General features: G+C 45.6%; 21 protein-coding genes and 1 riboswitch. Of the genes, 19 read left to right on the forward strand and 2 right to left on the reverse strand.

Features of this window, described 5'->3' with window-relative positions; all coding sequences use genetic code 11:
• Positions 1–10: 10 nt before the first annotated feature.
• On the reverse strand, positions 11–913 hold the full coding sequence (locus tag CEF13_RS07080; RefSeq protein WP_102710054.1) for a LysR family transcriptional regulator: 903 nt from the start codon (positions 911–913) through the stop codon (positions 11–13).
• Between the two features lie 152 nt (positions 914–1,065).
• Positions 1,066–2,001, reverse strand: a complete 936-nt coding sequence (gene corA / locus CEF13_RS07085) for a magnesium/cobalt transporter CorA (protein WP_102710055.1) — start codon at positions 1,999–2,001, stop codon at positions 1,066–1,068.
• Positions 2,002–2,396: 395 nt separating this feature from the next.
• A riboswitch (SAM riboswitch) is annotated at positions 2,397–2,505 on the forward strand.
• 124 nt (positions 2,506–2,629) lie between these two features.
• On the opposite strand from corA, the gene metA reads away from it, so the two are divergent.
• From metA to serC, 19 genes are all read left to right on the forward strand, one after another.
• Positions 2,630–3,547 carry a homoserine O-acetyltransferase MetA gene (gene metA / locus CEF13_RS07090; RefSeq protein ID WP_102710056.1) on the forward strand — a complete coding sequence of 306 codons (918 nt, stop codon included), beginning with the start codon at positions 2,630–2,632 and terminating at the stop codon, positions 3,545–3,547.
• A 27-nt stretch (positions 3,548–3,574) separates the two neighbouring features.
• Positions 3,575–4,738, forward strand: coding sequence for an aminotransferase class I/II-fold pyridoxal phosphate-dependent enzyme (locus CEF13_RS07095; RefSeq protein WP_102710057.1), 1,164 nt, complete (start codon positions 3,575–3,577; stop codon positions 4,736–4,738).
• Positions 4,739–4,741: 3 nt separating this feature from the next.
• The gene (locus CEF13_RS07100) at positions 4,742–5,914 is read left to right on the forward strand and encodes a trans-sulfuration enzyme family protein (RefSeq protein ID WP_102710058.1); all 1,173 of its coding nucleotides are present in this window, start codon (positions 4,742–4,744) and stop codon (positions 5,912–5,914) included.
• A 161-nt stretch (positions 5,915–6,075) separates the two neighbouring features.
• Positions 6,076–7,212 (forward strand): cyclic dehypoxanthinyl futalosine synthase, encoded by a 1,137-nt coding sequence (gene mqnC, locus CEF13_RS07105; protein WP_102710059.1) that lies wholly within the window; start codon positions 6,076–6,078, stop codon positions 7,210–7,212.
• A 178-nt stretch (positions 7,213–7,390) separates the two neighbouring features.
• Positions 7,391–8,323: a putative sporulation protein YtxC gene (locus CEF13_RS07110; protein WP_102710060.1), complete on the forward strand. Its 933-nt coding sequence runs from the start codon at positions 7,391–7,393 to the stop codon at positions 8,321–8,323.
• Positions 8,324–8,803: 480 nt separating this feature from the next.
• Positions 8,804–10,741 (forward strand): threonine--tRNA ligase, encoded by a 1,938-nt coding sequence (gene thrS, locus CEF13_RS07115; protein ID WP_102710061.1) that lies wholly within the window; start codon positions 8,804–8,806, stop codon positions 10,739–10,741.
• Positions 10,742–10,802: 61 nt separating this feature from the next.
• Positions 10,803–11,423 (forward strand): 3D domain-containing protein, encoded by a 621-nt coding sequence (locus tag CEF13_RS29425; RefSeq protein ID WP_279588942.1) that lies wholly within the window; start codon positions 10,803–10,805, stop codon positions 11,421–11,423.
• A 67-nt stretch (positions 11,424–11,490) separates the two neighbouring features.
• Positions 11,491–11,631, forward strand: a complete 141-nt coding sequence (locus CEF13_RS28730; RefSeq protein ID WP_166742887.1) for a hypothetical protein — start codon at positions 11,491–11,493, stop codon at positions 11,629–11,631.
• A gap of 224 nt (positions 11,632–11,855) precedes the next feature.
• Positions 11,856–12,902 carry a cell wall-active antibiotics response protein LiaF gene (liaF, locus tag CEF13_RS07125; protein ID WP_244917055.1) on the forward strand — a complete coding sequence of 349 codons (1,047 nt, stop codon included), beginning with the start codon at positions 11,856–11,858 and terminating at the stop codon, positions 12,900–12,902.
• Positions 12,903–12,909: 7 nt separating this feature from the next.
• Entirely contained in the window at positions 12,910–13,941 is a 1,032-nt protein-coding gene (locus CEF13_RS07130; protein WP_102710062.1) for a sensor histidine kinase, read from the forward strand.
• Positions 13,942–13,946: 5 nt separating this feature from the next.
• Positions 13,947–14,606: a response regulator gene (locus CEF13_RS07135; protein ID WP_424991980.1), complete on the forward strand. Its 660-nt coding sequence runs from the start codon at positions 13,947–13,949 to the stop codon at positions 14,604–14,606.
• A gap of 81 nt (positions 14,607–14,687) precedes the next feature.
• Positions 14,688–15,101: a YugN family protein gene (locus CEF13_RS07140; protein WP_102710064.1), complete on the forward strand. Its 414-nt coding sequence runs from the start codon at positions 14,688–14,690 to the stop codon at positions 15,099–15,101.
• A gap of 188 nt (positions 15,102–15,289) precedes the next feature.
• Complete coding sequence (locus CEF13_RS07145) at positions 15,290–16,942, forward strand: S1C family serine protease (protein WP_102710065.1); 1,653 nt, start codon at positions 15,290–15,292, stop codon at positions 16,940–16,942.
• A gap of 78 nt (positions 16,943–17,020) precedes the next feature.
• Positions 17,021–17,713 carry a response regulator transcription factor gene (locus CEF13_RS07150; protein WP_102710066.1) on the forward strand — a complete coding sequence of 231 codons (693 nt, stop codon included), beginning with the start codon at positions 17,021–17,023 and terminating at the stop codon, positions 17,711–17,713.
• 4 nt (positions 17,714–17,717) lie between these two features.
• On the forward strand, positions 17,718–19,241 hold the full coding sequence (locus tag CEF13_RS07155) for a sensor histidine kinase (RefSeq protein ID WP_102710067.1): 1,524 nt from the start codon (positions 17,718–17,720) through the stop codon (positions 19,239–19,241).
• Between the two features lie 40 nt (positions 19,242–19,281).
• On the forward strand, positions 19,282–20,274 hold the full coding sequence (locus CEF13_RS07160) for a 4-hydroxy-3-methylbut-2-enyl diphosphate reductase (RefSeq protein WP_102710068.1): 993 nt from the start codon (positions 19,282–19,284) through the stop codon (positions 20,272–20,274).
• A 418-nt stretch (positions 20,275–20,692) separates the two neighbouring features.
• A complete protein-coding gene (gene aroF, locus CEF13_RS07165) occupies positions 20,693–21,754 on the forward strand; it encodes a 3-deoxy-7-phosphoheptulonate synthase (protein WP_102710069.1) in 1,062 nt (353 codons plus the stop codon).
• Between the two features lie 248 nt (positions 21,755–22,002).
• Positions 22,003–23,427, forward strand: coding sequence for a type I glutamate--ammonia ligase (gene glnA / locus CEF13_RS07170; RefSeq protein WP_102710070.1), 1,425 nt, complete (start codon positions 22,003–22,005; stop codon positions 23,425–23,427).
• Between the two features lie 214 nt (positions 23,428–23,641).
• Entirely contained in the window at positions 23,642–24,727 is a 1,086-nt protein-coding gene (gene serC / locus CEF13_RS07175) for a 3-phosphoserine/phosphohydroxythreonine transaminase (protein ID WP_102710071.1), read from the forward strand.
• Positions 24,728–24,803 lie beyond the last annotated feature (76 nt).

The raw sequence follows: 24,803 nt of genomic DNA on the forward strand, positions 1-24,803 counted from the left end.
CATTATGTTCTTATTCGCTGCTAATGAATTGATGCTCTGGCATTCCTTTTAAATCGCTTAGAAATTGCTGCATTGCACTGCTCAGATACCGACCTGATTTATAGACGACGCCTACCGGATGGCTGGTCTCAAATTCATGGACTTTAATCATCTTCAGAGTACCGAGCCGAAGTTCATTCGAGATCGCGAGCTTGGATATAACAGCTGCCCCGAGATTAATTTCGACCATTCGTTTTACTTCTTCACTGCTTGAGAGCTCCATCACGACATTTGGTTGAACATTATGCTTACGCAATATTTGATCGATAAATCTGCGGCCAAGCGTTTCGGGAGCCAGCATGATCATCGGTAAATCTCTAAGTGTGTCAACGGTCGTGTGTGTGAGCTTGCTCATTGGATGAGAAGGCGCAACGACGAGCTCAAATGTATCATAATAGAGGACAGAGGAGGAAACATTCGGATTTTTTTCGGTTAAATAGGTAATTCCAATATCAACAGAGCCATTCTCAACGCTTGATAATACTTGAGAGGAAGACATGGAATGAATCGTTGTTTTGATTAAAGGAAATTGATCTTGGAAATAGGACAGCACACGAGGCAAAATTTGTATGGCCATCGTTGAGGTTGTGCCAAGCAAAATATGTCCTTGCGGCGTTAGATTCAAATCAGAAAGCCGCTGCTTCAGCTCTTCAACGATGGAGAGCATCTTCTCCGCATGCTCTAGAAATACTTGGCCGTGATCCGTTAAGGTGACGGGTTGGTTCCGATCGATAAGGACCGTCTTGAACTCATCCTCTAAGCTTTTTATTTGTGCCGACACGGCAGGCTGAGTTAAGTTGAGCAGCTCGCCGGCCTTACGAAAGCTCATTGTTTTGGAAATCATTAGGAGTGTTTCAAGCTGGCTGATATTCACGTCAATCCCCCTTTCAAGGTTAGAGACTGCACTACTGAGCATTATTTTATTATAAAGGATATAGCTTGCTACAGCAAAAAGGGTCGTATCCGTAAAAAGCCCAGATGGCTAAAAACGAGTACGGCCCTTCCGTATAATGGTATACTCAGCTGTTATAACCATTCCTTCTTGCGGAAAACGAAAAACATGCTTACGCCAAGCAGCATCATAATTCCTAGCAATATATAACTTCCCATTCGAATATGAAGGCCTGGTATGAAATCAAAGTTCATTCCATAAATACCGGTTATGAAAGTGAGCGGCATGAATATTGTTGTAATAGCGGTAAAAACACGCATGATTTCATTGGCGCGATTGGATACGCTGGATTGATAAGCTTCTCGTAAGTTGCCCATGAGTTCGCGATACGTATCAAAGGACTCTGCTATCTTCAAGGCATTTTCATATATATCGCTAAAATATTTCTGGAGCTGATCGTCGATCAGCTTTAAATCCTTTTTATTTAACGTTGCAATGACGTCGCGCTGTGGTCCAAGAATTTTCCTCAGCCACAATATTTCACCGCGCAAACCAATGATTTCGTTCAGGTGTGATTTTTTGGTATGCATCAAAATATCTTCTTCCAGCGTCTCGATGCGGTTGTCAATTCGATCGCCAACAAGAAAATAATTGTCAACAACCATATCGACGAGGTGATATAGGAAATAATCGGGACTGCTCACTTCCTGCTCCCATAGCAGTGGTTTCAAGGAGCGCAATTCGTTAATTTTCTGTTTCGTAACCGTAATAATAAAGTGGCGGCCGAGAAAAATATTCAATGCGCGCAAAAAGATTTCTTCATCATCGAAGCGTATGCTGTTTATGACGATAAAGTAATGGCTTTCATATATTTCAATTTTGGGACGCTGCTCTTCTTCACTCAGGCAATCCTCCACAGCCAGATCATGCATACTGAACAAAGGCTGCAGTACAACAAGATCCTCAACGTCCGCGTCAATCCAATAAAATCCTTCAGGCGCTGGTAAAAGCGTTTGTTCAATATCTTCAATAGGGGTAAAAACACCGTTGTTAACGAGACGAATTTTCATCCGGAGTCGCTCCTTTCTTTCCTCAGAGAAGACTGCCGGCTAAAGAGGTGGCATGGGGCTGTTCTAATCCTTGCTGCCAAATTCAGTCATCGTAACTGGATATGCGGCATAGATTGCGGACTGAGCCCGGATTCACATAGAACCGGCAGTAATCGTATTCGATATTGTTCAGGCTTCGGTCTGTCGCCCTCCATGTCCATTTCCACCCCTTTATTAGTCAATTAGTCGCCATAATTCTTGTCTAGTATACTCCCGTGTCAGCTTTACATTCAAGCATAAATACAACCTATATTTACCCACACCGTTATCGTATGCAAAGTACCTTCTTGACGCGCATAAAACAATGCATTAAAGTAAGGAATGAATAGTAAACGCTGAAAAATGAATAGACTACTTTCTTATCAAGAGCAGGCGGAGGGACTAGCCCGATGAAGCCCGGCAACCGGCATAACTATGCACGGTGCTAATTCTTGCGGAAACATTAATGTTTCTGGGAGATGAGAGAGGCGGATGGCTTCTTAACTGAGCATACGACCTTTTCTCACAACGGAAAAGGTCTTTTTGTTATTTAAGCGACCATACTGCCCAAAGCCTCCAGCTTTGGTAACTAAACAAGGAGTTGATTGGTGTGCCTATTAAAGTACCGGATAACTTGCCAGCCAAAGAAATTTTGAATAATGAGAATATTTTCGTAATGGATGAAACGGTTGCTTATCAGCAAGACATCAGACCACTGCGAATCGCCATATTGAATTTAATGCCTACGAAAGAGACGACAGAAACACAGCTGCTAAGGCTAATAGGGAATACGCCGCTTCAGGTTGAGGTTGTGCTGCTGCATCCTAGAACGCATACCTCCAAGAATACATCTACGGACCACCTCGAAGCTTTCTATAAAACGTTTGATGAAATTTCGCATGAGTATTATGACGGACTTATTATTACAGGTGCTCCTGTAGAGCATATGCCATTTGAAGATGTGAACTACTGGGAAGAGCTGAAGGAGATTATGGACTGGAGCGCAAGGCGCGTTACATCAACCTTCCATATTTGTTGGGCCGCACAGGCTGGGCTTTACCATCACTACAACATACCCAAATATAATTTGGACAACAAAATGTTCGGTGTTTTCCCCCATACGGTTGAGAAAAGAAATGTTAATTTGCTGCGCGGATTTGATGAACTGTTTTTTGTTCCTCAATCCCGTCATACGGAAGTACGCCGCGAAGACATCGAGCATATTGAAAATCTGGATATTTTGTCAGATTCGGCGGACTCTGGCGTATATATTGTAGCTTCAAAAGATGGCCGACAAATATTCGTAACAGGCCACTCTGAATACGATCCAAGCTCGTTGAAGTATGAGTACGACCGAGATAAAGCCAAAGGGCTTAGCATAGATGTGCCCAAAAACTACTTTCCTGGCGATAATCCAGCAGCAGTGCCGCTTTCAACATGGCGCGCGCATGCCAACCTTCTATTCTCGAATTGGCTGAACTATTATGTTTACCAACAAACACCGTTTGATTTGGGTGCAGGCATTTAAATATAAATAGAGGAGTGCGAGATCATTATGAAAATCGAAAGTCATTTGGCTCAAATCGGCTCAATTAAAGAGCCTGTAACAGGAGCTATTAGTTTCCCTGTTTATCAGGCGACAGCATTCCGTCACCCCAAACTAGGGCAAAGCACAGGATTTGACTATGCTCGCACCAAAAGCCCGACAAGAGCGGTTCTTGAGGAAGCTGCGGCACAGCTGGAATCCGGTGATGCTGCTTTTGCTTGCAGCTCTGGCATGGCTGCCCTGCAAACGATCTTCGCTTTATTTAGCCAAGGCGATCATTTAATTGTATCACTTGATTTGTATGGTGGTACGTACCGGCTGCTTGAGCGGATCATGTCGAGATTCGGAGTTACAGCTTCCTATGTAGATACGAATGATCTGGACGCCATGTCATCGCTTTGGACTCCGAGTACGAAAGCAGTCCTTATCGAGACGCCAACAAATCCATTGATGATGATTACGGATATTGAAAAGGTAGCGGCATGGGCGAAATCCAGGGGTTTGATTACCATCGTAGACAATACGCTGCTTACTCCTTTCTTTCAACGTCCAATTGAGCTTGGCGCAGATATTGTCATTCATAGCGCGACCAAATATTTAGGCGGACATAATGATGTTCTTGCCGGCTTAATTGTAACGAAAGGCAAGGAGCTGTCCGATGAAATGGCATTCCTTCATAATTCAATCGGTGCTGTGCTTGGACCGCAGGATTCATGGCTGCTGATGAGAGGCATGAAGACTTTAGCTTTGCGTATGGAACGCCATCAGTATAATGCGACAACAATTGCAGGCTATTTAATGGAGCATCCGGCGGTTGAGGATGTGTATTATCCGGCGCTGCCGCATCATCCGGGCTTCGATATTCAGAATAAGCAATCCTCGGGCAATACAGGGATCTTGTCATTCCGTTTGAAAGATTCCCGTTATGTTGAGCCGATCCTTCGCCATATCAAGCTCATTGCGTTCGCGGAAAGCTTAGGTGGCGTTGAATCGCTCATGACATATCCTGCCGTTCAGACGCATGCTGATATTCCATTGGAAATTCGTGAAGCTATCGGTGTTGATGACCGCTTGCTTCGGTTCTCGATTGGCATTGAGCATGCTGATGATTTGATAGCAGACTTGGAACAAGCATTTGCCGCCGCGGCGAGCGAGACTCAGGAGGTGCTATAGACGATGAGTGATGAGAACATTAAAGGGCAGCCTTCAGATCGTCGTTTTGCTACGAAGCTTCTTCATTTCGGTTCGGAAATCGATGAGCATACAGGCGCATCCAGCGTGCCGATCTATCAGGCGTCAACCTTCCATCATCATGATATTTTTAATCCGCCGCAATACGATTACAGCCGTTCCGGCAATCCGACACGGCAAGCGTTAGAGGATTATATTGCGCTTCTCGAAGGCGGTGCACGTGGCTTTGCGTTCGCCTCGGGTATGGCAGCCATATCGACGACGTTCCTGCTGCTGTCGGCAGGCGAGCATGTAATCGTAACGGAAGATGTCTATGGCGGAACATATCGTTTGTTGACATCAATCTTGGATCGATTGGGCATTGAATCGACATTTGTGGATATGACGGATTTCGAAGCGGTGAAAGCTGCTTTGCAGCCTAATACCAAAGCTGTTTTCATGGAAACTCCTTCTAATCCGACGCTAAAAATTACGAATATTGCAGAAACGACGTCTTGGGCGAAGGAACACGGCTTGCTAACAGTGCTGGACAATACATTTATGACGCCTTATCATCAGCGTCCAATCGAGCATGGCGTTGATATTGTCCTCCACAGCGCTACTAAGTTTCTGGGAGGCCACAGCGACGTGCTGGCAGGACTTGCGGTTACCGCTGATGAAGGCCTTGCCAAACGGTTGAAGCAGCTTCAAAACGGATTAGGCACCGTTCTTAGCGCCCAGGAGTCATGGCTGCTTATGCGCGGCATGAAAACGCTGCAAGCGCGAATGGAGCATAGCGAGCGGAGTGCCCGCAGACTAGCCGAATGGCTGTCAGGTCATAAGGAAGTAACAGCTGTTTATTATCCCGGTTTAGAAGGACACCCTGGCCGTGCCGTTCATGAGAAGCAGTCGCTTGGCTACGGCGCAGTTGTCTCCTTTGATGTAGGCAGCGGCGAACGAGCTAAATCCTTGCTCAGCAGGGTGCAAATACCGCTGGTAGCTGTTAGCTTGGGCGCAGTAGAAAGTATTCTATCCTATCCGGCCATGATGTCCCATGCGGCTATGCCGAAGGAAGTCAGACATGCGCGCGGCATTACAGATGGGTTAGTTCGCTACTCCGTTGGATTGGAAGACATTGAGGACTTGATCGAGGATTTGGATCAGGCGCTTCGAGCTTAGCTTTTTATAGAAATAAAGACACGGTTGTCCTAACGGACAGCCGTTTTTTCTTATTTCTGACACATACAAAGCGGCTGCGGCGGATGACTTACAGGGGGAATATATGTTAGGATGAGGAGATAAACATACGTAATAGAATAGAATTAAAGGAGTCTTGCGGAATGGGAACGTTAGACCACATATTGGATAAAGCATTGCGCGGTGAACGTATTGAGCTTGAAGAGGGCATGGAATTGCTAGCTTCGGATCAAATTGAAAAGATGGGCCATGTTGCGAATCAGATCATGCTGAGACATCACCCTGAGCCTATTACGACGTTTGTCGTGGGCCGAAATGTTAACTATACGAATGTATGCGATGTATATTGCCGATTCTGCGCTTTTTATCGCGCACCAGGCTCTAAGGAAGGCTATGTGCTTCCTGATGAGACGATCCTGAGCAAAATTCAGGAAACAATAGACGTTGGCGGCACAGAGATTCTAATGCAGGGCGGTACGAATCCGAATTTGCCGTTTACGTACTATTTGGATTTGCTTCGCAAGATCAAACAGCATTTCCCTGACATTACGATGCACTCCTTCTCACCAGCTGAAATACAGAAGATGAAAGTTGTTTCGGATGGCCTTTCTTTGGATGAAGTCATTAGACAGCTGCATGAGGCAGGACTCGATTCCTTGCCGGGCGGCGGAGCAGAAATCTTGGATGACCGTACTCGGCGCAAGATCAGCCGTATGAAGGGTTCATGGACAGACTGGATGGATGTCATGAAGTCTGCGCATCGTCACGGAATGAACACGACAGCGACGATGGTTTACGGTCTTGGCGAGACGGTTGAGGAACGTGCTCTGCATATGCTGCGCATCCGTGATGCTCAGGACGAATGCATAGCGAACAAATACGACTCGACGGGCTTCTTGGCCTTCATCTCATGGCCATTCCAGCCGGATAATACGAATTTGAAGCTGGAGAAGGCACCGCCTGAGGAATACTTGCGCATTGTCGCGGCCAGCCGTATCATGCTGGATAATATTCCAAACTTCCAATCCTCTTGGGTGACGATGGGACCTGAGATGGGCAAGCTATCGCTATCCTACGGCTGCAATGATTTCGGCAGCACGATGATTGAGGAGAATGTCGTATCAGCGGCAGGCACCACTCACAAAGTGAACATTGATCTTATTCTTCAACTAATCCGTGAATGCGGCAAAATTCCTGCTCAGCGGGACACGAAATATAATATTTTGAAAACGTATCATGGCAACGAAAAGGCTGGTCTTGATTTCGTAATGCAAAATTAATTTAGAGCAGCACAATAATGCCAATTCATACGCCTGCTATCGATCACCTCTCATTAGAGGGATGGTTGATTGCAGGCTTTTTTAGCTGTGAAACAGGCTTCCCTTACATTCCAATCTCTTCATCGTATATCCCTTGTTGCTGGACCATATACTGATAAGGAAGGAAAGGGGTGAGCTTATGGAACTATTTACGATTTCATTGCCTACAAGCCTCCAGCAATCGGTGGACAAATTAACCCATTTGTTGACGGAACAAGCAATCGTCGATTTACATATCGGCTCAAATGCTGAACAAGGAGCAATTGTCGCATTTCCCGTTATATCCGAGCTAGAAATAGGGTGTCAGGCCATTTTGCCGTTTTTTCAGCTGAAATTACATGGTCCGGCTGTCTATAAGGCTGCTTCGCGGGCGATAGCAGAATTTGTTGTTGGGGAACTGGAACCGGATATGCTCGCGTCCATTATTCGCAGAAAATACAGCCATAATGTATCAACAGATACAGCAGCAATCGAGAAGTATTGCCATGATATGCTGCATGGCAAAGAATGGGACGGTCTAGGATCGAAATTTCTGGACGCTGACCGGTTAAGAAGAAAAAATAAGGTTGCTGCTGAGGTAGAGCAGTACTTGCAGACGCACACGCAGCTTAATTTGATAGGCTTCACGACATTTCGTTTAGAGGCTTACCGCAAGGAATTGTCGGAAGTTGTAGATTATGCTTTGGATGAATATGTACTGGATAAGCAATATCAGGAATTCATATCCCTGTTGAAATATTTTGTTTTTCTTCAAGAGACAAAGGTGCCAATGGTACATTTGCTCCATAAGGGGGGGCATGATTTCATGATTTACGATGACTGTTTTCAACCCCTTGATCCGAATCCTCCATCAGATCGAATTGTTGCAGAAATGCTTGAGACCGAAATGAATATAGAGGATATGGTTATTAGCTCGCTCATAGCCGTATCGCCGAAGCATATTAAGATTCATACGAGACAACCGGAAATGCAAGTTATTCGTACGATTGAATCGATATTTGACCAGCGAGTTACCGTCTGCGTGCAATGCGCATCGTGCAGCAGCAGCCTCGACGAGCTCATTCAGCCTTAGAATCAAATAGCGAACCCGAAGGCGGCGCCTCCGGGTTAAGGTTTAGGAAATCCGCTTCCCGCTGTCTTACTCTTGACCTTGCGCATAAGTCGAGCTATAATGACACACATAGAAGATCTAATCGGCAATGAAAAAGACATGTGTTTGCGCTTGATGTTTGGCTCAGAGAGAGGAAACTAGGCTGAAATTTCCTTCCATAATATCCGCAAATATACCCCTTTGAAGCTGTATAGCCTAACCTGCGGTGTTCCTTTATTGAGATTTGCTGCACTAGTAAGCTGTACCGGAATTCTCCGTTACCAGAACATACGAGGACTGCAGAGCACGAGCAATCGGCCGGCGCAGTCGAAGTAGGGTGGAACCACGAGCACAAAGCACTCGTCCCTTTTTAGGGATACGTGCTTTTTTTGTGTTCTTTTTTGCTTGAAATTAATAAAAATTGAAACAATTGCTGACAAACAAATAGGAGGATGAACGAGGATGAGCATTCAAGTCACTTTGCCGGACGGCGCAGTAAGGGAATATGCGGCAGGCACAACTATTGAAGAAGTAGCAGGATCGATCAGCCCAGGGCTGCGCAAAAATGCTATAGCAGGAAAACTGAACGGAAAAGTGGTCGATGTGTATACACCGATTGAAGCTGATTCAGCGATCGAGATTGTAACAGTAGAATCGGCTGACGGACTGGAAGTATATCGCCACAGCACAGCTCACTTGCTCGCACAAGCAATCAAAAGATTGTACGGAAACGCAAATGTTAAACTGGGAATCGGTCCAGTTATCGAGGACGGCTTCTATTATGACATTGATATGGAGCAATCCTTGACACCTGAGGATCTGGTTAAGATCGAGAAGGAAATGGAAAAGATTGTTCAGCAAAATCTTGATATTCGTCGCCGGATCGTCAGCAGAGAAGAAGCGCTTGCGATCTTCACCGAGCTGGACGATAATCTGAAGCTTGAGCTTATTCGTGATCTTCCGGAAGATTCGGTTATTACGATGTATGATCAAGGCGAGTTTTTTGACTTATGCCGCGGGCCGCATCTGCCGTCCACTGGCCGAATCAAAGCCTTCAAGCTGCTTAGCGTAGCGGGTGCCTACTGGCGCGGTGATTCTAAGAACAAGATGTTGCAGCGCATATACGGAACAGCTTTCCCGAAAAAAGCGCAGCTCGATGAGCATCTTCATTTCTTAGAGGAAGCGAAGAAGCGCGATCACCGTAAACTCGGCCGCGAGCTCAAAATGTTCACATTCTCGCGTGAAGTTGGTCAAGGCTTGCCTCTATGGCTGCCTAATGGAGCAAAGCTGCGCAGAACAATGGAGCGCTATATCGTTGATCTTGAGGAAAGCTTGGGCTACGAGCATGTATATACACCCGTTCTTGCAAACGTTGAGCTGTACAAAACTTCCGGCCACTGGGAGCATTACAGCGAGGATATGTTCCCGAAAATGATTATGGACAATGAGGAGCTGGTTCTCCGTCCAATGAACTGTCCGCATCATATGATGGTATTCAAAAGCGACATGCGCAGCTATCGCGACCTGCCTGTTAGGATTGCCGAGCTAGGAACTATGCATCGCTATGAAATGTCCGGTGCGCTAACTGGCTTGCACCGCGTACGTGCAATGACGCTGAATGATGCACACATCTTCTGCCGTCCAGATCAGATCAAGGAAGAATTCGCGCGTGTTGTTAACTTGATTCGCAAGGTGTATGAGGATTTCGGCATTAAGGACTACCGTTTCCGTCTGTCCTACCGCGATCCGAAGGATACAGAGAAGTATTTCCAAAATGATGAAATGTGGGAAATGTCACAGCGCATGCTGCGTGAGGTTGTTGAAGAGCTTGAGCTTCCATTCTTTGAAGCAGAGGGCGAAGCAGCTTTCTACGGTCCAAAGCTGGATGTTCAAATTAAAACAGCGCTTGGCAAAGAAGAGACATTGTCGACAGCTCAGCTTGATTTCTTGCTTCCAGAGCGCTTTGAGCTTGAATATATCGGTGAGGATGGCAAGAAACATCGCCCAGTCGTGATCCACCGCGGCATTATAAGCACAATGGAGCGGATGACTGCTTTCTTGCTGGAAAACTTCGCAGGCGCTCTGCCGTTATGGCTGTCACCGCTTCAAGCAAAAGTCATTCCCGTATCTACTGCTTATGAAGGCTACGCGCGCAAGGTAGCTGAACAGCTGCAATTAAGCGGAATACGCGTTGAGAGCGATCTGCGTAATGAGAAGTTGGGTTACAAAATTCGCGAGGCGCAGCTTGAGAAGGCACCTTATATGCTTGTTGTAGGTGAGAATGAGATGCAAGCCGAGGCGGTATCCGTTCGCAAACGCGGCGAAGGCGACCTTGGAGCAATGCCTCTAAATGAGCTAATAAGTTTGCTGAAGAAGCAAATTGCAGACAAAGAACAATAAAGATTGACGCATAAAGCTTGGGCCATCGGGGCATTATTCTTCTGAGGAGGAAGTAACCCAGATGGTCACAAGCTTATTTTTTATGAAAAAGGTTATGTCTGTTCTGCTGCCTATGTCTGCTTTCGTTATCGCTCTAAATATATCTAGCTGCTGTATTGAAGCAGCAGGGGCTTCAACGAACAGCAGCATTGCAGATGCCTCTTCAAAGGCAAACAAGCGCAATAAGGCGGGTCTTCAGGAGGCGGCAAGCTTGGGTAAGTATGAGGACCCCAAGCTGGAAACAGTCGAGGTTATCGCCACGGGCTATACGGCAGGGGTCGAATCAACGGGCAAACGTCCTGGGCATCCGCAATATGGGATTACCTATTCGGGCGTTAAGGTTCGAAGAGATCAAGTGTCCACGATAGCGGCCGATCCGAAGCTGTTCCCCATTGGAACGCTGCTGTACATTCCCGGTTACGGCTACGGTGTAGTAGCTGATACAGGATCCGCGATAAAAGGGAAGAAGATCGATTTGTATTTTGAAACGATCAAACAAGTATATGAGCAATGGGGCAAGCGCAAAGTCGAGGTTCAAGTGCTTCGGATAGGAACGGGCAAGCTTTCACAAGCATGGCTTAACAATATCAACCTAGCGACCGAGGCAGGGAAGCCTATTCCGCAAACATATCTAGAATCGTAAAAAGACTTGAATAATATGCGGCAAGATTACCATACTATTATGGATTGAGCAGGGAGGTGAAAACACAATGGCTAAGAACAAAAATAACAACAATAATAATGCGGCACAAAAAAATAAATACAATGCAGAATTCGCTAATGAATTAAACCAAAATAATGCTGCTGGTCAACAAGCAGCTAATAAAGCTAATCAAAAAGCTAATAAGTAGTATTTTCTAAGCCAAGGAAGAAGAAAAGAGGAACGAAAGCTGTTCCTCTTTTTTTGTGTTTAAGTGGACTTTTTTAATATTATGACTTTAAAATGGATGAAAAATGAAATAGCTCGGTCTAGAGGCGGATAACAAGTTCAATCGGCCGTCCCTTTCTCTCATGCACGCTGTTCGCTATACTTAATTTATCAAACGAGGATGGAATCATAAGGAGTTGGTGACGCGTGAATGGAAATTTTGCTAATCGGTTTTTTACCGGATTAATCATTATTTCACTTGGCATATTGTTTTTGCTTAGGCAAACAGGTCATGTGACCTTTGATATTCGTGATATGTTATCTATGTATTGGCCTGTTATCCTCATAATTGTCGGTATAAGAGGCTTGTTGGCGGGCTGTTCGCAGGGCGGCGGAGGAACGAGATGGTGGGGGGCAATCGTATTACTTATCGGTTGTATATTCCTCGGACATAATTTAGACTTTTTCACCTGGTCTATAAGTGATATTATTCCTTATATATGGCCTGTGATCGTTATCTTGATTGGTATTAATTTAATATGGCGGCCTAAGACCAAATCTCAAAATCCTCCTGAAGAGGACTGGAAATCATATAGTCCCTACCAGAATCAAGCGAATGTTCCTCCTGCGCCGCCGCTTCACCCCGATCCAACGAAGGGGCCTGCAGTTAATTTGAGCAAGGAAAAATACGCTATGAATGAGCAAGAAGGCGTGCAAGAGGATATGGGCCAGAACCAAACGAAAGACAAATCGTATTATAAAAATGAATATAAAGAGTGGAAGCATTACCATAAGAATGAATATAAGAAAAACGCTAACGAATGGAAGCAAAATCATAAAGAGCATGTGGAATGGTGGAATCATGGCGATTCCGGCGTGCAAACGCGCTCAGGCTTTATTGGCGATATTCACATTGGCCATGATTACTGGGATCTGAAGCCGCTTAACATTTCGCATTTTATCGGTGATACTGTGCTTGATTTAACAAAGGCTCAGGTGTCTGCGGGTGAAACCAAAATCCATGTTTCTTCGTTTATCGGCGATGTGAAGGTTTATATTCCTAATGATTATGAGGTAGGCGTGCAAGTGATCTCCAGCGCCTTTATCGGTGATGTGAAGATTCTAGGCCAGAAGGAAGGCGGCATGTTCACCAACATCAATATCCAATCGCCTATGTACAGAGAAGCAGACAAAAAAATTAAGCTGATCGTAAGCACATTCATTGGTGATGTGCGCGTCACAAAGGTAGGGTGATTGACGGATGATGGTCCGTTTTCTAAGGAGCGGGAAGTGGGAATTAATCGGCATGTTTGTCCTTGCATCCATGCTGTCTTATTTCCTTGGCTCTGTGACCTGGAATGCTTTAATAAATGAAACAGGAAAGACGGAAGTGCGCCTAGCGGCCGCCTCCGTCTTCCTGCTTGTGAGCGCTGCGTGCGGTTATTGGGCGGCTCAGCGTATTGGGAGACGAATTGATACACTCCATCTGTCCTTAAAGCAGGCTTCTAACGGAAATTTTGGCGTTCGGATAACGGAAGGCGGCCATAATTCTTTTATCGTTGTATATCGTGAATTCAATGAGCTTGCAGAGCAGATGGAGAAGAGGATGAAGCTGCTGCAAATGCGGGGCGAAGAATATGTAATGACGGAATCGGCATCGAATGAAGCGGCGGTGCTGGAAGAACGCAAGAGGCTGGCTAGAGATTTGCACGACACCGTAAGCCAACAGCTTTTTGCCATTCATATGTGCGCATCCTCCTTGCCAAAGCTGCAGCAGGTAGATCGTGAGCGGGCTGATTCTGTTCTGGAGCAGCTTGTGAACATGTCCAATCTGGCGCAGAAGCAAATGCGTAATTTTATTGCTCAATTGCGCCCTATGGAGCTGGAAGGGCGTACTTTATATGAAGCGCTGGACAAATGGTTTCCTGATTATTGCAGACAAAACCATTTGCAGGGCGAGCTGGAATGGCGCTTGAAGGACCCCTTATCGGAAGCTAAGGAGCATCAGCTATTTCTTATCGCACAGGAAGCCATGGCGAACATCGTGAAGCATGCAGGGGCCAAGGGCTGTACGTTGACGCTTTCGGATAATGAGAGGCAGGTTGTGATGATTGTACAGGATGATGGAGCAGGCTTTAATCCAGATGAGGTGAAACGCGGCTCCTATGGATTATCGACGATGCAAGAGCGTGCTCAGAAGCTTGGCGGATCAGCGGAAATTTGGAGCAAGCCTGGAAGCGGCACAAGAGTTAAGGTTACGATACCAAAATTGTTGCGGGGAGAGCTTGAATGATGAGTATGCCGGATGCTATAAAAATAATGATTGTAGATGATCATGATATGGTAAGGACGGGCTTGCGGACTTATCTTATGCTTGAGCCCAAATTCCACGTTATAGCTGAGGCAAGTGACGGCCAAGCAGCGATTGAAATGCTGGCGGGCTTTGGCGAGGAGCAGCTGCCTCATATTATTCTCATGGATTTAATGATGCCGGGGATGAATGGAATTGAAGCTACCAAAACGATAATGGCAAGCTTTCCTGATATGAAGATTGTCATGCTGACAAGCTTTCTTGAGGATGACAAAGTGTATGGCGCAATCGAAGCGGGCGCGGTCAGCTATGTGCTCAAGACGGTGTCAGCAGAAGAACTCATTTATGCCATTAGCGGAGCCTACAAAGGCATGCCGGTGATGACCCAGGATGTGTCGCAGGCTTTGACCAGAGGCTTGCGTCAACGTACATCTCAGTCTGGCGATGAGGGCTTAACGGAGCGGGAAAAGGAAGTGCTTCTGCTCATTGCTGATGGTCAATCCAATAAGGAAATAGCCGAGGAGCTTCACATCAGCGTGAAAACAGTAAAAACGCATGTGAGCAATTTGCTCATGAAATGCGAGCTTGAGGATCGGACGCAGCTTGCCGTACTCGCACACCGCAAAGGCTGGGCGAATCGCACATAAATGGATCAGTTGACGGGTATACTTACGATTAGCAACTAGCCTAAGTCTTGAACGGATGGCTAGCGTAAAGGAGTAACCGTTATGATAACACTCTCGTCCGTGCTGCAGTCACAGGAGCATCGCTTTTTGGAGACAAAGGCGTTTTTGGAATCGCAGCAATTCGTGCTTGGCGGCAATTGGGAATACGATAGCGGCTCCTTCGACCATGCCCTCGATGAGGCGCAAAAGGTATGGCTCCGTATTCCATTTGAAGCCATTAACGGCAATATTGACATAGAAGCGAAAGATACTGATGCAACCATTAAGCTTGGCACCCCTTACGTACTTAAGCATGTCTATCGCGAAGGAAATGATCCTGAAGCTTCATTTCGCGTTATGGGCGCATTGTTTGATCAGTTTCAGACGCCATCCGACCCTGATGCGGATATTGAGCAGGAGTGGGTCGATCGCGCAAATAAAAAGCTGAATGAGGTAGAACAGCTGTTTCCTAGCTGATTTCAAACGAAAACAATCAAAAAACGCCGCCAAAACTATTTTTGGGGCGTTTTTTTTATTTCTGTTTAAATTCCTTTTAAGATTGTTTTAAGGTAGAATGTGCATGATAGAACTATATCAAATAACATGAATCCACATATTGTTTATCGGAGACATGATTGGAATAAGAATCAAGGAGGAGAACTTGCATGGAAGATCAAAACAACAAAAACGGCTATGACGATTTTTTTAAGAAAAATACGGAAGGTCAAGACTCTCCCAGAAATGTTGAGGATGGGGAAGTTTCGCAGCATGAAGCGGGGTCTGAACCGCAAGAACAATCGGCTAAGCCATCTTACTACTATTCTTACGGACCCTACAAAGCTAACCCGCAGGGGGATGGGAATGGGGCCGGCCAACCGCCTGCTCAGGAGCAGCGGCAGCTGATTCAAGATGAGCCTTATGGAAATACGGCATCGAGCTCGCAGGAGCCAAGCAGCGAGCCTGAACAATCGACTGAACGGATAACGCAAAGAGCGCCGCAGCAATCGCCGATTCGGACGTTTACACCTTCGAATCAGACAAGCAAAAGCGGATGGCAGGTTCGTGAGCCGCGTCGTACATCCTTTTCAGCTATTTTTATGTCTTTCCTAGCTGGTGTTATCGTAGTAGGCTTGCTAATGTACACGGCTGACTTAAATAATTGGTTTACGAAGGATCAGGCTGTAACTGTGCAAACGCAATCAGGCGGCTCTAACGGTTCATCCGCGACAATTGCAGGAACGAATGGCAGCTCTACGGCGTCAACAATAGCTGGCAAACCGGACAATATCGCTCAATTATTTAAAACAGCTAGTCCGGCAGTAGTGAAAATTGAAACTTATGTCAATACAGCGAAACGGAGCACTGGCGGCTCTATGTTGGATGATTCTTTCTTCCGTCAATTTTTTGGAGATAACTATCCAGGAACGACTCAGGAAGAAGGAAAGCAAGAAGATAGCAAAATGCAGCAATCGGGTATCGGAACTGGGTTTTTCTTCGACGATTCAGGTTATATTCTGACTAATCAACACGTTGTTGGAGAATCGGATCAAATTAAAGTTATTGTACAAGGCTATGATGAGCCATTCACAGCTGAGCTGCTCGGTTCAGACTATCAGCTGGATTTAGCTGTACTTAAGATTAAAGGCGACAAAGCATTTCCTACGCTGCCGCTTGGAAATTCCGATGATATCAACATTGGAGATTGGGTAGTAGCCATTGGTAATCCATACGGCTTCGATCATACGGTAACATTCGGCGTACTAAGTGCGAAGGAGCGTCCAATTGATATTCAAGATTCGCAGGGCGAGCGCAAATATGAGCATTTGCTGCAAACGGACGCATCCATTAATCCTGGTAATTCAGGCGGGCCGCTTCTTAACCTGAACGGTGAGGTGGTTGGCATTAATACGGCAGTAAGCTCGCAAGCGCAAGGAATTGGCTTTGCGATTCCGACGAGTACCATTCAAGGTGTAATCGACAACTTGAAAAATAACAAAGCTATTCCTAAGCCTGCTAGTCCTTATATTGGAGCTGAGCTTCAGAATGTAACGGCTGAAATAGCAAAACAATTAGGCATGGATAAGGTTGAAGGCTCTATTGTACGAAATGTTTATTATAATTCTCCAGCTTATATTGCAGGGGTACAGCAATTTGATGTTATCGTAGGCATAGACGGCAAGAAATATGCTTCGATGGAAACATTAATAGCAGCGATTAAAGAGAAAAAGGTTAATGATAAGGTAGAGCTCAATATTGTTCGCAAAGGAACGGCAATGAACCTGCAAGTCATAATTGGTGACAAGAATGCAGTAGAATAAATTGTAAAATGGTGAAAAGAAAAACGCAGAGAGACAGCAAGCTCTGCGTTTTTTGTTGCAGATAGAGGGGGACAAATAGTGAGACAGCATATTGTAGTCATGGATGACGATGAGAAAATAATATCTTTGCTTAGAAGAAGCTTAGCCTTTGAAGGCTATGAAGTTACGACCGCAACTAACGGAATGGAAGGGCTTAAGGCATTGCTGAAAATTGAACCAGACCTGCTTATCCTCGATATTATGATGCCACAGGTTGACGGCTGGGAAGTTTGTCGGCGCGTAAGAGAAAGCGGCAGTACGGTTCCGATTATGATGCTCACAGCCAAGGATGATGTTACCGATCGGGTGAAAGGGCTGGATCTGGGGGCAGATGATTATTTGGTTAAGCCTTTTGCGCTGGAAGAGCTGCTTGCACGCACGCGTGCCATGCTGCGAAGAAAACCGGATACAATGGGACAAGCTAGCAATCAGCTTCTTTATGAGGATTTAATATTGGATATGGATGCGAGGGAAGCCATTCGCTCTGGACGGAGAATTGAGTTGACCTCCAAGGAATATGACCTTCTGCTGCTGTTTATGCAGAATCCGCGCCGTGTGTTGACGCGTGATGCTATTATGGAAAAAATTTGGGGCTATGACTTCAGCGGTGAATCAAACGTGCTGGAGGTATACATTGCGATGCTGCGCCAGAAGGTAGAGGATGGCGGCAAAAATCGACTCATACAAACGGTGCGCGGCACCGGCTACGTGCTTCGCGGAGAGGCAGGTTAACATTATGTCTATTCGGCTTCGGCTAACGCTCTGGTATTCGGGCTTGTTAGCTGTAACGATGATCGTTTTTGGCCTTTGTATTTATTTCTTTGTAAACTGGAATACGTATGCGGAAATCAAAGAACAGATGCGTGTTCAAAACAGTAAAATAGATATTATAGGCGCAACTAATTTTCTGAATAAGAAGCTGGATTTGTATGTCGGATCACAATTCCGAATTGACCAGAAAGACATGTATATTCAACTGGTGAATTATAAAGAATCGGCCATTACGCAATCCAATAATTTTCCAACCACATTTAGTATTCCCTATGCAGAAGCGAAAGCAAAACCAAAGGATGGGTTTGTTAAGGTTAAGGTGGAAATTAACGGACACAAATACGATATGCTTACTTACCAACGTGGGATATATTTGCGGAGTGATAACAGCCTGGTGGGCTTGCTGCAAATCGGTGTATTTACCTACAATGAGGAAAGATTCCTTAGCGGGCTGCGCACTATCCTAATCTTCTCATCGCTGGTCGTTGTATTTATCGCATTTACAGTTGGATTAATCATTGCACGGCAGGCTCTCCGTCCGATTGAGAGAGTTATTCGCTCAACACAGCAAATTGAGAGCGGCTCAGACCTAAGCGTCAGAATTCCAGCAATGGGTCCGAAGGATGAGATCGGAAGACTTGTAAGTACGTTAAACGTTATGCTCTCGCGTCTGGAAATGGCCTATAACGAGCTGGATGAGGCTTATAAGGCTCAGCGCAGATTCGTTTCCGATGCTTCGCATGAGCTCCGTACACCGCTGACAACAATAAGGGGAAATATTGATTTGCTGGAGCGGATGTGGACGAAGATGAAGGAAACGAATAGGAATCCGGAGAGCGGAGAGTGGCTTCCGCTTGACAATGAGCGCTGGGATTTATCGAAGGAAGCGATGAGCGATATTTCGGCAGAAGCGAAGCGGATGAGCACGCTAGTTAATGATTTGCTTGCTCTGGCGCGCGCAGATGCCGGCTACACGATGGAGAAAACACCGCTAGACCTGCTGCCGCTGACAGAAGAGGTCGTGCGCAGAGCGCAGCTGCTGCCTCGTACTGCTGTATGGCAAGTTGGCGACCTCTCCGCCTTGGCTGGGGTACGTGTCAATGCAAACCATAATTATCTGCAGCAAATGCTGTTCATATTTATTGAGAACGCCTTTAAATATACGCCGGAAGGATATATTGAGCTCAGAGCGATACGCAGAGATCAAGAATTAGGCTTTATCATTGAAGATACCGGTATCGGAATGAATCCGGATGAAATTCCGCATATCTTCGATCGTTTCTATCGAGCAGACGAATCGAGAGGCGTTACAGTAGGAACGGGACTTGGATTATCGATTGCCAAATGGATTATTGATGAGCATAAGGGCTCTGTTGAAGTGACGACTGGCGAGGGAAATGGAACGAAGTTTACAATCTGGCTGCCTTTAGCCTTTCCGGACACGTCTCATTCGTCTATAATAGTAGCAACGGATGAATTAAAAGAATAAAGCCTATTACGTACATCCGGTTAGAAAGCGGGTGCAATTAATGGAAATTGTTAGAATATCACCGCGCGGCTACTGCTATGGCGTTGTTGATGCCATGGTTTTGGCTTTGCAAACAGCCAAAAACTTAGAGCTACCGCGGCCCATATATATTTTGGGCATGATCGTTCATAATGCGCATGTAACGGAAGCTTTCGAGCAGGCAGGCGTTATTACGCTGGATGGTGCCAATCGACTTGATATATTGGATCAAGTCGATACTGGAACCGTTATTTTCACAGCGCATGGTGTATCGCCAGAGGTTCGTCAGCGGGCTCGCGAGAAAGGGCTTTCTGTCGTTGACGCCACCTGTCCTGACGTGACGAGAACTCATGATTTGATTCGCGCGAAAACAGCGGAAGGCTATCATATTATTTACATCGGCAAGAAGGATCACCCTGAGCCGGAGGGAGCAATCGGCGTAGCTCCGGATCTCGTGCATCTCATTGAGCGCGAAGAGGATATTGCTTCGCTTAATTTGCCGGAAGATCGTATTATTATTACGAATCAAACGACAATGTCGCAATGGGATATTCGTCATATCATTAGCCGCTTACTCGAGCGGTATCCTTCAGCTGAGGTTCATAACGAGATATGTATGGCGACGCAGGTTCGACAGGAAGCGGTAGCCGAGCAAGCGGGTGAAGCGCAGCTATGTATCGTCGTTGGTGATCCGAGGAGCAATAACTCTAACCGTCTTGCACAGGTTTCAGAGGAGATCGCCGGCGTCAAAGCTTATCGTGTGTCTGATGTGTCCGAGATCAAACAGGAATGGCTTAAGGGCGTAGACCGAGTTGCGGTAACTTCTGGGGCATCCACACCGACGCCGCTAACCAAAGAAGTTATTACGTACTTGGAGCAATACGATCACGCAAATTCGGATACTTGGGAAATACGTCGTACCGTCAATATGAATAAGCTGCTGCCTAATATCCGAGTTAAATCAACTGCTGGTGAAGCGGCAGCCGCGACAGCAACTGCTGAGAAGACAGAGTAGTATAATGGGCTGAATACAACGAATCTCATTCCCCTTGACCATGGAGGGGAATGAGATTCGTTTTTTTATAAAGATTAATCGAAAAAGTGAGATCACTCCCTAATCTAGTAACTTAGCTGCTGCTATTCCAGTTAGTTGTCCCGATTAACACGACTACAGGTAGAAATGATTTAACAAAGGGAAGGAGAAACTTTTGTAATATGGGTTGACGAAAGGCAGCTTCTCTTGTATATTTACTTTAGTGATTAAAAGCGTAGAAGCCGCAAAGCATAAAAGCTATAAAGCGTATATGCGTTGAAGTGTGAAATGATCTGTATTACCAGATAAAGCTGCAAATGTGATTATTAGTATCATATGAGCATCCCGTCTATCAGAAAGCTAATTGTTTGCTGTTAAAAAATACTAAGGAGTGATCCCTATGATCGTTATTACTAATTCAAAGATTGAAGAGGCTCGTATTAATGAAATTGTAGCCCATATTGAAAAAGCAGGTGTTCAAGCTCATGTATCGAGAGGAACGGACCGTACGGTAATTGGTATTATCGGAAATGCAGAACCAACACTAGCGGAGCATCTGCGTCAAATGAAGGGAGTAGAGAATGTTATAAAAATTTCAAAATCCTACAAGCTTGCTAGCCGTGATTTCCATCCAGACGATACAATTATTGATATTAAAGGTGTCAAAATCGGCGGCAGCAATCTTGTTATTATGGGCGGGCCATGTGCAGTCGAGACGCCAGAGCAAATTGACGAGATTGCTCGCCTAGTGAAAGCAGCAGGCGGACAGGTGCTGCGAGGCGGCGCGTTCAAGCCGCGTACGGGTCCGTACAGCTTCCAAGGTGTCGGCGTTGAAGGATTGGCGATGATGGCTGAGGCAGGCAAGAAACACGGTCTGCTGACGATTACAGAGGTCATGACGCCGGAGTATGTTGATGTGTGCGCAGAATATGCTGATATCCTTCAGGTAGGAACGCGCAATATGCAAAACTTTGATTTGCTGCGCAAGCTTGGCACTATCCAGACGCCAGTATTGCTAAAGAGAGGCTTTAGCTCCACGTATGATGAATTTCTGAATGCAGCGGAATATATTCTGGCAGGCGGCAATCCGAATGTTATGCTCTGCGAGCGTGGAATTCGTACGTTCGAGACATATACACGCAATACGCTGGATTTAACGGCTATTCCGGTTCTGCAATCGCTTAGCCATTTGCCGGTCATCTCCGATCCGAGCCACGGCACAGGACGCCGTGAATTGGTAGAGCCGATGTCCAAGGCATCAGTCGCGGCAGGAGCGAACGGATTAATCGTGGAAATGCATACCGATCCAGATAATTCGATGACCGGAGACGGTGTTCAATCGTTGTTCCCCGATCAATTCGCAAAGCTTCTTAAGGAGCTTGAGCAGCTTGCTCCAATTGTTGGCAAGCAATTTGATACACCGAAAGCGCCTGCTGAAGCTTTTAAAGAATGGAAAATATAATAAGCGTAAAGAACCGTACATCCTTGCTTCTGCAAGGATGTACGGTTCTTTTTGTTAGGCGGGAAGTCAGGTATTGTGAACTTCTGTTTAAACTTTGTAAGTATACCTGACATGAGTTTAAAAAATACCTGACATAACTATTGACGGAGATTGAAGCCAAGTTTTATAATAACGACATGGATTTGGAGCAATAGTTGAACGATAAATGTTCAATACAAAGATAATGTTCGGAAATGGAGGAAATTATTATGTCAGTTCAAAATGTTTTGGACAATATTAAAGAAAATGGCATCATGTTTGTAGATTTCCGCTTTGTAGATCTTCTTGGTCATGCACACCACATCACTCTTCCTGCTGCTGAGGTTGATGCTGATACTTTTGTAAACGGGGTAGCGTTTGATGGTTCTTCGATCCAGGGTTTCCGTGGTATCGAAAACTCTGACATGGTTATGATGCCGGATCCAGAATCCGTTTATATTGATCCTTTCACTGATCATCCTACACTGAACGTTATGAGCAATATATTTACACCAGATGGTGATCGTTATGACCGTGATCCGCGCAGCATCGCTCAGAAGGCTGAAGAATATTTGCAAACGACTGGTATTGGTACGACAGCGTTTTTCGCACCGGAGCCTGAATTTTTCATCTTCGACGAAGTTCGCTATGAAAGCACAATGAATTCATCTTCTTATATCGTTGAATCCGAAGAAGCTGGTTGGAACACGAACCGCAAAGAAGAGGGCGGAAACCTAGGTTCAAAAGTTCCGGTTAAAGGCGGCTATGTCCCAGTAGCTCCAGTTGACTCCCAACAAGACATCCGCAGCGAGATGGTTCGCCTCTTGCAGGAATCAGGCCTTCGCGTAGAGCGCCACCATCATGAAGTAGCTACCGCTGGTCAAGCGGAAATTAACTTCCGTTTCGATACTCTTACCAAAACAGCTGATAATCTTATGAAATTTAAATATATTATTCACAATACAGCTCGCCAATATGGCAAATCAGCTACGTTCATGCCGAAGCCGTTGTTTGGCGATAGCGGCAGCGGTATGCACGTTCATGCCTCCATTTTCGATGGCGACACACCTTTATTCTATGATAAAGGCGCTTATGCAAACTTAAGTGAAATGGCTATGCACTATATCGGCGGCCTGCTTTACCACGCACCAGCATTGATTGCTATTACTAACCCAAGCACGAATTCGTTCAAACGTCTTGTGCCGGGTTATGAAGCACCGGTTAACCTTGTATTCTCCAAAGGAAACCGTTCAGCAGCTGTCCGTATTCCAATCGCGGCTGTAACGGCTAAAGGCTGCCGCATCGAGTTCCGTACGCCTGACAATACAGCCAACCCTTATCTAGCGTTTGCAGCTATGCTGCTTGCAGGATTGGATGGCATTAAGCGTAAGCTTGATCCTGTTGCTCTTGGTTATGGTCCGTTCGACAAAAACATGTATGACTTGCCTGAAGAAGAGAAAAAAGATATTCGCAGCGTTCCTGGAACGCTTGATGAAGCGCTGAACGCGCTTGAGGCAGATTCCGAATTCTTAACAGAAGGCGGCGTATTCTCCAAAGACTTTATCGACAATTACGTAGCTGTGAAACGTAAAGAAGCGAAAGCAGTTGCGATCCGAATTCATCCGCATGAATTCAGCCTATACTACGATTGTTAATCAATTCATAAGTTTCATAAGAAAAGGGCCCTTTAAGGGTCCTTTTCTTTATTGAAAAGCAATATTTTTGTATGAAATCCGAATATTTAATGACAGTTATTCAACATACGTTCGACTTTTTGTGATTTATCGATACGAATATACTTGATGCATTCCTCCAAAATTGCTATCATAACCATATCATGTATAAAGAAGCTGAGGTGGGTATCCGAATATGACAAGAGCATTTAATTTCAACGCAGGACCAGCCGCAATACCTCTCGAGGTGCTTAAGCAAGCACAGGAGCAATTCGTAGATTATAAGGGCGCGGGCATGTCCATTATGGAAATGTCGCATAGAAGCGCATTATATGAGCAGGTGAACAATGAATCTCAAGCCTTGCTTCGTGAATTGTTCAATATTCCTAGCAATTATCACGTGTTATTTCTGCAAGGGGGCGCAAGTACGCAATTTGCGATGCTGCCCTTAAACCTTCTTCGTCCGGGTTCACCTGGTGCTTATGTCATGACAGGAGCTTGGGCTGATAAAGCACTGAAGGAAGCAAAGCTGGTAGGCGATACGGTTGTAGCAGCTTCTACCGAAGCAGACAAATTTATGCGTATGCCGACAATGGCTGAAATCGAAGTTCCCGAGAATGCTGCGTATTTGCATCTCACTTCGAATGAAACAATAGGCGGAACCCAGTTCAAAGAGTTTCCGAATACAGGAAATGTCCCACTTATAGCAGATATGTCCAGTGATATTCTAAGTCGTCCGATCGATGTAAGCCAGTTCGGCGTTATTTATGCCGGTGCCCAGAAAAATCTAGGCCCGTCAGGCGTAACAGTTGTCATCATACGTGACGATCTAGTGAAGGAAAGTCCCAAAACGATTCCAACCATGTTTAGATACGATACGCATGTGAAGAGTTCTTCGCTCTACAACACACCGCCATCCTTCTCGGTTTACATGGTCAGCCTAGTGCTGCAATGGATAAAAGACAGGGGCGGAGTTGCTCAATTAGAGCAATACAATCATGACAAAACAAAGCTGATCTATGATGCAATTGATGGAAGCAGCGGATTCTATATCGGCTGCGCTCAGCCGCAAAGTCGTTCGAATATGAACATTACGTTCCGTATTCACAGCGAAGAGCTGGAGAAGAAATTTATTAAAGAATCAGAGCTGGAAGGCTTTGTTGGCTTAAAGGGACATCGTGATGTGGGCGGCCTTCGTGCTTCTACTTACAACGCTGTGCCGCTGGAAAGCTGCCAGGCGCTTACACAATTTATGATCGACTTCCAGAAGAGAAACGGTTAAACGTCTTACGAAGCTTCGTTATCGGCAGAATATAGAAAACCGCCCATCCCTTCTTCTTAGAAGGAATGGGCGGTTT

The organism is Paenibacillus castaneae, assembly GCF_002884445.1.
Taxonomy (GTDB): domain Bacteria; phylum Bacillota; class Bacilli; order Paenibacillales; family Paenibacillaceae; genus Pristimantibacillus; species Pristimantibacillus castaneae.